General features: G+C 52.2%; 11 protein-coding genes. 5 read left to right on the forward strand and 6 right to left on the reverse strand.

Annotated features, from left to right (window positions below):
• The 4 genes from ACU8YC_RS24250 to ACU8YC_RS24265 form a co-directional block, all read right to left on the reverse strand.
• Positions 1–680, reverse strand: a 680-nt coding sequence (locus ACU8YC_RS24250; protein WP_446895870.1) for an AIDA repeat-containing protein, incomplete at its 3' end; no start/stop codon positions are given.
• Positions 681–751: 71 nt separating this feature from the next.
• Positions 752–1,438, reverse strand: coding sequence for a helix-turn-helix transcriptional regulator (locus ACU8YC_RS24255; RefSeq protein ID WP_446895871.1), 687 nt, complete (start codon positions 1,436–1,438; stop codon positions 752–754).
• A gap of 274 nt (positions 1,439–1,712) precedes the next feature.
• Positions 1,713–2,588, reverse strand: coding sequence for a GTPase family protein (locus tag ACU8YC_RS24260; RefSeq protein ID WP_446895872.1), 876 nt, complete (start codon positions 2,586–2,588; stop codon positions 1,713–1,715).
• A 105-nt stretch (positions 2,589–2,693) separates the two neighbouring features.
• Complete coding sequence (locus ACU8YC_RS24265) at positions 2,694–3,563, reverse strand: hypothetical protein (RefSeq protein ID WP_446895873.1); 870 nt, start codon at positions 3,561–3,563, stop codon at positions 2,694–2,696.
• Between the two features lie 514 nt (positions 3,564–4,077).
• Between ACU8YC_RS24265 and ACU8YC_RS24270 the strand changes: the two genes are divergently transcribed.
• The 5 genes from ACU8YC_RS24270 (at position 4,078) to ACU8YC_RS24290 (ending at position 7,093) form a co-directional block, all read left to right on the forward strand.
• The gene (locus ACU8YC_RS24270; protein WP_446895874.1) at positions 4,078–4,284 is read left to right on the forward strand and encodes a helix-turn-helix transcriptional regulator; all 207 of its coding nucleotides are present in this window, start codon (positions 4,078–4,080) and stop codon (positions 4,282–4,284) included.
• A gap of 97 nt (positions 4,285–4,381) precedes the next feature.
• Positions 4,382–4,969 (forward strand): hypothetical protein, encoded by a 588-nt coding sequence (locus tag ACU8YC_RS24275; RefSeq protein ID WP_446895875.1) that lies wholly within the window; start codon positions 4,382–4,384, stop codon positions 4,967–4,969.
• Positions 4,970–5,412: 443 nt separating this feature from the next.
• Positions 5,413–6,066, forward strand: coding sequence for an inovirus Gp2 family protein (locus ACU8YC_RS24280; RefSeq protein ID WP_446895876.1), 654 nt, complete (start codon positions 5,413–5,415; stop codon positions 6,064–6,066).
• Positions 6,067–6,269: 203 nt separating this feature from the next.
• Positions 6,270–6,692 (forward strand): putative zinc ribbon protein, encoded by a 423-nt coding sequence (locus tag ACU8YC_RS24285; protein WP_446895877.1) that lies wholly within the window; start codon positions 6,270–6,272, stop codon positions 6,690–6,692.
• A complete protein-coding gene (locus ACU8YC_RS24290; protein WP_446895878.1) occupies positions 6,680–7,093 on the forward strand; it encodes a putative zinc ribbon protein in 414 nt (137 codons plus the stop codon). Before ACU8YC_RS24285 ends, ACU8YC_RS24290 begins: the two co-directional genes overlap by 13 nt.
• 770 nt (positions 7,094–7,863) lie before the next feature.
• Here ACU8YC_RS24290 and ACU8YC_RS24295 read toward each other — a convergent pair.
• Positions 7,864–8,418, reverse strand: a complete 555-nt coding sequence (locus ACU8YC_RS24295) for a hypothetical protein (RefSeq protein ID WP_446895879.1) — start codon at positions 8,416–8,418, stop codon at positions 7,864–7,866.
• Positions 8,419–9,044: 626 nt separating this feature from the next.
• Positions 9,045–9,344: transposase (locus tag ACU8YC_RS24300; protein ID WP_446895880.1), on the reverse strand; the 300-nt coding region annotated here is incomplete at its 5' end.

Consider the following 9,344-nt stretch of genomic DNA (forward strand, 5'->3'; position numbering starts at 1 on the left):
GTCTCATACACCGTCTGACGCCCGTTGCGGGTGATGAGGGTGTCAGTGGCGGTGCCCGACACAAACATGCCGTCACGGTTATCCGCATCCGGTCCGCCCTGAGCCCCGGTATTCACGACAGTGCCGGCGGCCTGCGCCCCCGCTTTGACGGTCTGATACCCGCCCTCATTAATGACGGTCCCCGTTGCCTTCCCGCCGGCATGGACGTACTGCTCGCCGCCGTTCAGTACGGTTCCGGTGGCCTCGCCGTGCACGCCCTGACCGCCGCCGGCATTCACCTTGGTGTCCGTCGCACTCCCCCCGGCCAGTACCGCCTGCAGGCCACTGCTGTTGACGGTGGTCCGCTGCGCCGAGCCGCCGGCCCCGATAAACTGCCCGCCGCGGTTGTTGTCCTCATCGTCACTGCCGTACTCCAGTCCGGTGCTGACCGTGGTGTTCAGGGCACTGCCGTATACCGTCTGGCTGTCGTGCTGTGTAATCACGGCCCCGTCCACGGTATCGCCTGCCGCGATGATGGTGTCGACGGCCTGAGCCTGAGCGGAAAGCAGGCCGGTGATTGCCAGCGCCAGCACTCTGCGCCGGTGTCTGCCCTGGACAGTCACCTGTGGTGGCTCCCCTGCAAATGCCCCTGCCATTTCATTCCGGTCCGGCCGGTCGCCGGTGTTACGATTTTGCTTCATGGTATTCACCTTGTTGTGTGTCAGTAAAAAAAGGCCGTCTCCCCGGGAAGGAGAGACGGCCCTGTAAAACGCTAATTTGATGGAAATGCCGTCAGTGACTGCTGAATACAGCTGAAATGGGGCAGAGCGCGGATAAAATCCGGTCTCTCTGCCATCCGGTAAAGCCGTTCGTTACGCCGGAATACCTCTGTTGTGGGATGTACGACATGGATTTCATTCAGGCTGAAAACGGCAGGGCATTCCTTAAGCTCAGCGAACAGAAACCAGGTGCCTTTCCGGGCAATCAGCCTGTAGGGAGCCAGTCGTTCGCAGCGCCTCCCGTCAGCAATCAGCGTGACGCGGTGGCAGTCTGTAATGGCTTTGACCAGCCGGTAGAAGGATAGTGACGCAGACGGGCTGAGATGACTGACAGTATCCCCTGCCAGGCAGGGGTCATCATTGCAGTTCAGCAGCAGACTGATGAGTCGCCGGTCGAGACCCGGAAACAAACCTGCCACACCGGTTCTGTGGGCAAACGTCAGAACGTCGAGTGTCGCCAGAGAACTATTTCCGCCTGCTCTCAGGCGGTAACACCCATTGCTGCATTCAATATCCAGGTACATCAGTCGTTCATGGAAGTCCCTGTAGAGTGTGCGGATGGATACGCCAAATTCTGCAGCCAGTTTGTGCATATTCAGTGTTTCACCTGCCACCAGGCGGCTGATAATCAGAGACAGTCTTATCGCCAGCCTGTCATGACGGCATTGTGCCTGAGGCATTAACGACCTCCCTGTGAGTTAAGTAACTGAAAGGAATGTGATTCTAAAGGAGGGGCGTGACAGGGTATGTCAAAAGGGAAAGCATTTTTTCCGGAGACGGGAAGCAATGATTTTCCGGCAATATTGCCGGAATGGAAGGGAACATCCGATACAAAAGCCGGCGAAAATGACAGGGTGTGTCAATTATTCACAACTGGTTTACTTTTTAATGTGTACAGTGTGACGCACTGCTGGTAATCGGGAAGATAACCCAAATAAAGCCCCCCACCGCGATTCAGAAGAATATCCAGTCCCAGACGGCACGGGCGACCGACACCACAGTGTCGCGCACGGTACGTATCACCGCCTTCAGCGGCGCGGGCAGAAATACAGTGGATTCGGCGGTGTCAAACACTGTCCCCACCGCCTCCCCGAAGCCGTCCCGGGCCTGTGTCCTGACCGTCTCCGTGCAGAGCCGCTCGTGCAGCTGCGTTGCCAGCGGGCTGAGTGCCCGGTCAGGCAGGCAGCGCATCAGGGTGGCCACCATCGCCTCCGTGCCCCAGCCGGTGCGGGCGGACACCACGCACACCGGATGCCGGGGCCTGAACATTGCTGTAATGGCCGCCTGTTTTTCCTCCAGGCTGGCCTGCTGCTGTGGCGAGGGAATACCGGCTGGGTTGCCCTGTCCGGGGCAGGGTTCGATTTTGTCGGCCTGGTTAATCACAAACAGCACCTGCTGCTGATAAGGCTGCATCACGTCATGCCAGAACTGCTCGTCCACCGCCAGCGCCCGGTCGTCGGCCTTGATAACCCACAGCACCAGGTCCGTCAGTGGCAGTATGCGCCGGTACAGGGCGCGGTACTCCCGGTCCCGCTGTCCGCTTTCGCCCACGCCGGGTAAATCAATGAGCCGCAGGCTGTGACGTCCGCTGCGCAGCCGGAAGTGCAGTGCCTCCCGGGTGCAGGCGTTCACATCACTGACGGGGGAGACCTCCCCGTGAAAGAGGGCGTTACAGAGGCTGCTTTTACCGGCCCCGCTTTTGCCCATGATGCCAATCACCGGCTCGTAGTGGGTCAGGGTCTGAATGCGTTCGAGAATAAGCCGGCGAAGCGTCTCAGGAAGCGATGCCAGCGGGCGTTCCAGGGCCTGAAGGCCGTCAGGTTCAGTCATACAGGTTTCTCAGCGTGAAAAATAAGAAAACCCCGCACTCCGGTGAAGGAGGCGGGGTGGGGATTCACGGTGATAATATCTGTCTGAGATTTTTTTAATTAAACGTTATCTCTCTGTTTTTTTGTTGTACAGCAGTTCGATTGCACTCATTATAACTTTATTGTTTGATATTCCTTCGCTTGTGGCTATATATCTCAGTTTGTCATGCGACTCCTGAGTAATATTGACATTAAGTGGTTTTAGCTTCTTCTCAGCTTTATTCTTTAGTCTGTTTTTCTTTGTGGCCCAGGCTTTTTTTAGTCTGGTATCAAATAAATCAACTGAATCGTTATTAACCTGTTTTTTTCTCCAGATAAAATAACTCGCATAACACCACGCGATAATTTCTTCATGAGAATGACCACAAGTTCTGTTCAGAGGGATTGAAACGTTTTCCTGAAGGTGTTTTTTAAGCCATAGCCAGGCATCAGGTTTTTTCTCGTCAATATCCTTAAACAGGTTATGCTTTTCCATTAATTCAGCCCACTCTATGCCTTTTTTTTGAATATACGAGGCCTGAGACTGACAGTAAAATGGCCAGTCATCGATACAGCGCCTTATCGCGACTATTCTGACTTTGTGTTCTGGCAACAATGACTCCGGGGACAAATATCCTATATCATATCCCAGTTTTTTATCGTCTGAGTCATACAGTTCACATACCAGCCATAAGCTTGCTTTTGGGTCGCGTCCGCACCATTCAAGTTCACTTTGAGAGGGATACATCTCCACATAACTCTTGTCTATCCAGGCCAGAAAATTATTAATTTTCTGTGCATCCCCCTCCTTTGATATAAGCGCGTTCTTAATGCGCTGTTGGTAAGCCGGATAATCCCTGTCAGTCTCATTAAATGTAAGATTTATATTAAAATTTTGCTGAAGAGACTGACGGAGATACTCCATCCGGCTCCTGTTATCACCCACTATCTTCGCCATTGAACCCTCTTTATCACTTAGTGATTTTATGTTGTTTTGTGGGTTTTTATCATGGTTATGCAATGGTTTCCAGATAATTTTGTGTATATTATTTTAGCTCTAAAAAGAGGAGTAAAGAGAGATGTATGCAGAATACCGGGTTGTTCGCAGCTATTTTACCTTACCTGGATGTCGTACTGACAGCGCCATGTCATGACTTCAGCGCAGTCTGCCTCTGAGAGGCTGGCAAGACAGAATGCCAGCTCATTTATCTGTTATCCGCCTTCCTTATCCACCGAGAAGTATGCCGTCAGGTCTCAGGAGAAAGCCTGTCTTTAGTGAAAGCTGGCGTACAGACGCGGTAGTATTGTTGCTACAGATTGTGGGGTGTTGCAGATCAGTATTGATGCAGGGATATAAATAGTGGTCAATATACCTCGCTTTTTTTACGTATCACCCGGTTGGTATGTCGGAGCAGTGGTCGTTATCAAAATTCACCACGCCGGCATACCTTTCACAACCGGAGACTGACCTTATGACGACTCACCTTTCTCTTACCGAAGACCAGTTTGTTGACATGGTATTTATCACGTCCCTGACGGGGCTGACGGATAAGTGGTTTTATAAACTGATTAAAGACGGGGCCTTCCCCAAACCAGTCAAACTTGGACGCAGTTCCCGCTGGTTAAAAAGCGAAGTGGAAAACTGGCTTCAGGAACGTATTAACCAGTCCCGTAAATAACACCACTCTGACCTGCCCCCCCCGGCAAGAAAATAACTATCCGGCTCGTTCGGAGGTTTTCTGCTGTCTGCGATTTAAACCTTAAGGAATATAAACCATGAAAGACTATAAACCGCGTTACGAAGAACTCTATAAATATTATCAGGTCTGGTTGACTGATTTTACGAAGCTGACGGTCAGATCGGGTATGTGCCACCAGAATATCTACCACCATCATACCCTGACGGTTGGCAGCCTTAAATTTCCCGGAGAGGAAGAGGTTATTGCTGTTGTTCCCCAGTGTCTGCACCGGATTATTTATGGCAGAGCAGCAGCATCGCTGACTGTTAATGATGACCTGAGCGTCAGTTTATTTACCCAGGAACATCTGCTGGCTCACCATCCCATGCTGGAGGGGATTTTGCTGTCTGAGTGCGTGCGTTTAAAACAGCGTCCTCTGGCAAATAAGCTCATCAGTTTGTTCCGCCAGTTTAGCGGTAGTGAGCTGCGTCTGAAGCTGGTCTGGTTGTGCTGGTACGATTTGATGCTGGGGAATTGCCTTGATGACTGGACCGACAACCTCAGGTTCAAAAACAGTCAGGAGATGGATGTCTGGATCAATGACCGGCAGGCAGAAAACCCTGCGCTGACCCGTCTGATGGATGAGTATGTCTGCTTTGCGTGGCGCACGACAGCGGACTTCTGAATTAAACGCCCGGGAAGCTGATGGAAGACATTGTGTCTGCAGGGTCAATTCCTGGTTATGGCATCGCTAACTTCGGAGTGATTATTGCTGTTAAAACAGAGTGTTAGGCCTTTTCCTGAAAGGGCCCTTTGTGTGGAGACAGTGTCGGACAGGTAATATATGTCCGTTGATCAAGTGTACATATACCCGTTAATCAGTACGTGCATATGTCAATCAACTACCTGATAACCCGGCAATATTCATACGATACCCGTGATTAACCGCACCTCCGCTATGAGAGAGGGTCTGCGACCACAGGACCACGGGTTAATCAACACAGAACACGGTGTTCTGTATGACCATCAGCATCCCCCCTGAATCTCCCGGCTAAACCACAATATAAACCTGTTTCACGGGACAACAGCGCTGTGCCTGCTGTTTCGCGACAGGTGGAGAAAACCATTATGTTTTTATTCAATGAGACCCATCCAGTGGTGTTTGATCCGAAGCACCATCCTTTCAACAGGGCTTATCTGTCACGTATTGCCCAGGTACTCTGTAATGCTCTGCAGGAACATTCGCAGACCACGGTTATCAGAGTGGATTTGCATTTACCAGAAGACGGGGATGTGGGTGACAGCATTATCAGTGATGCTGATTTGAGTCAGGGGTTGATGTCCCGTTTTATTGATTCACTGAAAGCGCAGATAGTCGCTTACCGACACCAGAAAGCCCGGGAAGGTAAACGCTGTCATCGCACTTCAGTTCGCTACGTCTGGGTGCGGGAACAACCCGAACCGGACGGGAAGAAGCATTATCACCTGGCTCTCTTCGTCAACACCGACACGTTCAATGCTCTGGGAAGTTACGATGAACAGGGGAAAGGTCTGGCTTCCCTGATCCAGAACGCCTGGCTGAGTGCCATGAGGAAGCGGGACTGGCCTGAATACCTGACGCTGGTCCACTTCCCGGATAACCCTCTGGCATTCCTGGCGCTCAATAAGCCGGATTTCAGGGATAAACTGGATGCTCTGACTTTCCGTCTGAGCTACATGACAAAGCATCGTACCAAGCGCTACAGCAGGACCGAGCGCTCATTCGGCTGCAGCCAGTACTGACGTCCGGGTGTCCGACGCTGCTGACGACACTTTATTTACGTCAGTAGTCCTTAATGTGACAACCACTGAACAGTAACGACTGTTAACGCAGATTTACCTCCCCCGGATCCATTCTTAACGCACCCGCCATTCACACCCTGACCACGCTGCCCGTACCGGGACGGCTGACGCCTGCGTGTCGTCTGGCGGTAAGGAGCTCTACGATGTACGCCAAATCTTTCCTCGCTCTCGACGGTAACGGTCGTCTGACCGGTGCCCGCACGGCACAGACCGCCCCTTACGACCGCTACACCTGCCACCTCTGCGGCAGCGCCCTGCAGTACCACCCGGAATACCAGACGGAACGACCGTGGTTTGAACACCGGCACGACGGGCTGACGGAGAACGGTCGACAACACTGCCCGTACGTTAATCCTGAACTGAAAGAAACCCGCATTATCCGGCAACTGCAGTCTTATGTACCGGATGCCCGCCTGCTGGTTTACCAGACCGACTGGCACTGTGATGGCTGTGATAACGATTACCACGGTGAACGTTACTGCCTGACCTGTCGTACCGGCGAATACAGCGAGGAACGTACTGACGGGGCTGGCCGCGCACCGGAGGTGACGGTATGCGCATACTGAAATGCTGTCTCGCAAATGATACCTCGGGCCGCTTTGTGACGGCGAATGATGCCGCGAGAGCGCCGGGCGGCGTATGGACCTGTGCGTCCTGTGGCTGTCTGTTGTCCCTGCTGACGGGGGCGGGTGAGCCCCCCTGGTTTGAACACGACCGGCAGACAGTGGCCAAACATGTGCTGATGAACTGTGCCCATCTGGATCCGGAGGTCAAAGCCGAAGCCCGGGGCAGGAAACTGCGCCGCCTCGTCAATGGGCTGGATACGCCGGTGGTGCCTCTTGTCTGGTACTGCGTGTGGTGTGGCAATCATTACCAGGGGGGGAAGTATTGCGCCCGGTGCATGACCGGCATTTACAGCATCGAGGAAGCGAACTGGCAGCAGGGGTATTGCTGCAGTATCGGGTAACGATGCAAATGCGGTGAATACACGCACTTTTTTGCAACAGGCCGTTGACCATTACCCACGACTGTCAGCATTCAGTTTTACGCTGGTACTGCCGTACAGCGAGAACATGGCCGATCACCGGTCATTGATTCTGCGTTTTTATACTGAAATCTGTAAGCGCACCGGCGAATATTCGCGGCAGCGTCAGCAGGCACGCCGTCATTCACCGCCAGCTATCCTGCGATGGATGTCCGTTGTATATTCTCATTGTTGCCTCGGGACTGCGTCAGCGACAGGTGCTAACACACGCAGTTGGTCTGCCGGGGCTTCTTTATTACCCACAGCCAGGCGCGCGATGTTCTGTATTACATCAGGCCTGATAGTGCAGGACGGATCCGCAGTGAGTCGGTTCCACTCAAAGACCGGGTGCATCCTTTCTGTAAGGGGCTGAGAATTTTGTTGGTTAAGCCAGGTCAGGTTCCGGCCCCCGGCAAAAGAAGGCCAGCTGGTGTGACAGTGCCAAAATCAAGCGCGGTGAGGCCGGAACGTATCAGCGGTCCGGAAAACATTCTGCGTGCTCTCCGGCAGTGGCTGCTTTCCCGGCACCCTGGTGAACCGGTGCCCCCCGGACTGTTAAAGGACCATCATAATCATTGTCCGCCAGCCTGCTCAGGGGAGGATTGCGCTGAACGTGAGATGTCAGTTGTCTGACCGTGGACAAACGAGGCTCTGCATCGTCCGGGCTCCGATGAAGCATGCCGTACGCGCTGTCGCCCGGGGATGTTCAGATATTATTTCTGTGCCGCTGAGTCTGTATCAGTCACGTAATGGTGAAAATCCGTTTTTACTATATGACACATCTTTTTTAATCTGAGTTTTAACATTAACTGGTATTTGTGGATACGGAAAGTGGCAGGACTCATGCCCAGATGTGCCGCTGTTTTTATATCATCCTGGAAAATGTACCACTGTCTTGCCACTTCAAGCTGTGTCACAGAGAAGACGGGCTCCCGGATGGTAAGGTCATTTTGCGGTGAGATGATGAGCTGGCGCACGGAGGTCGGGGGGATGCTGCGACAGATAAAATAAACCGGAGAGATAGTCGTCATTCTGCTTGCCCTGAAAGCCGAGAGCAGAAAGATTTTTTCAGCGTCAATTTTGCCAATTTTTTTTGCCTGTTTCAGACTGAGGCCATCACCACACATCAGGTCGATAATGACCGTACTGGCTTTACTGTTGATTGCTGAGAACTCACTGATGCTGCGGAACCTTGTTACCCTGCCGTCAGAGAAAAGAGTTCTTAAGCCATGATAGAGAAACTGATCTTGTGTGATTATTGCCATCATATTCATTATCTCCGCAGTGTCACCGGAACAGCATGTTCTGAATACGAACAAAGATAATGATTAACATTGTTAACAATTACAATGATTGATTGTTGTTATTTGTTATTAGTTTGTGGGTTGAGCGTTTTATTGTGAAGCACATCACTGTATCGCCCGTTGAAACCACGTAATTCACCAGGTCTGTGTAAAGACTGCAGCATAAGTGCTATCAGCCCGAAACCATGTACATTATCAACGCTAATACCGGGGTATTCAGCTAATGTCAGTTGTCGGGCCAACAGATGTTATTGGGCGATCTTTCAGATGACGTAAACCGTGTCGATTTCTGCAAACGATTGTTGGTCAGACAGATTCATGATGTCTGACCCACGAACAGCTTCACAACCGAAACAACCGTCTTTCTGTCAGGGTAGGTGTCTGGCCTGAAAAGTGCTTTAGAAACTGAACGTGGCCGAATAAATGGATTGAGTATTACAAAACAGAAGCGAAGTCTTCTGTGTAATAATTAAGAATATTACCTTTCTGTGGACTGGTTGTGAAGGTCCGGCACACCTGCCCCGACGACCGCATACCTTTGTGTTACCAACGGTGCGAAAGTGGGTCTTCCGCAACTTGGGTGGAACCTTTCAGGTCAGAGGACTTATCACCCGCCGCCTCAGCAATTCGTACCCGGCCCGACCGTACATCTGCCGCTTCAGCATTTTCAGGCGATTTACATGCCCTTCGACAACACCGTTACTCCATCGGCTGGTAATTGCTTCACATACAGCAGCTGCACCGGCTTTCATCCCGGTCGCCAGGCGCCGAAGCAGGGGATCCGCGCTGGTCCGCAAATCTGCTGCCGTTGCAGCCCGTCGTCCTGCCTCTCCACCGTAAATCAACCCAGGTTGGTGCTGTAATTTTTGTAGCGACTGCGGAGTCTGTTG

The organism is Citrobacter sp. VF227 (assembly GCF_052950715.1).

Coding starts and splice junctions, on each gene's coding strand:
- ACU8YC_RS24285 (WP_446895877.1), top strand. CDS start 6,270: ATGTACGCCAAATCTTTCCTCGCTCTCGACGGTAACGGTCGTCTGACC.
- ACU8YC_RS24290 (WP_446895878.1), top strand. CDS start 6,680: ATGCGCATACTGAAATGCTGTCTCGCAAATGATACCTCGGGCCGCTTT.
- ACU8YC_RS24280 (WP_446895876.1), top strand. CDS start 5,413: ATGTTTTTATTCAATGAGACCCATCCAGTGGTGTTTGATCCGAAGCAC.
- ACU8YC_RS24270 (WP_446895874.1), top strand. CDS start 4,078: ATGACGACTCACCTTTCTCTTACCGAAGACCAGTTTGTTGACATGGTA.
- ACU8YC_RS24295 (WP_446895879.1), bottom strand. CDS start 8,418: ATGATGGCAATAATCACACAAGATCAGTTTCTCTATCATGGCTTAAGA.
- ACU8YC_RS24255 (WP_446895871.1), bottom strand. CDS start 1,438: ATGCCTCAGGCACAATGCCGTCATGACAGGCTGGCGATAAGACTGTCT.
- ACU8YC_RS24265 (WP_446895873.1), bottom strand. CDS start 3,563: ATGGCGAAGATAGTGGGTGATAACAGGAGCCGGATGGAGTATCTCCGT.
- ACU8YC_RS24275 (WP_446895875.1), top strand. CDS start 4,382: ATGAAAGACTATAAACCGCGTTACGAAGAACTCTATAAATATTATCAG.
- ACU8YC_RS24260 (WP_446895872.1), bottom strand. CDS start 2,588: ATGACTGAACCTGACGGCCTTCAGGCCCTGGAACGCCCGCTGGCATCG.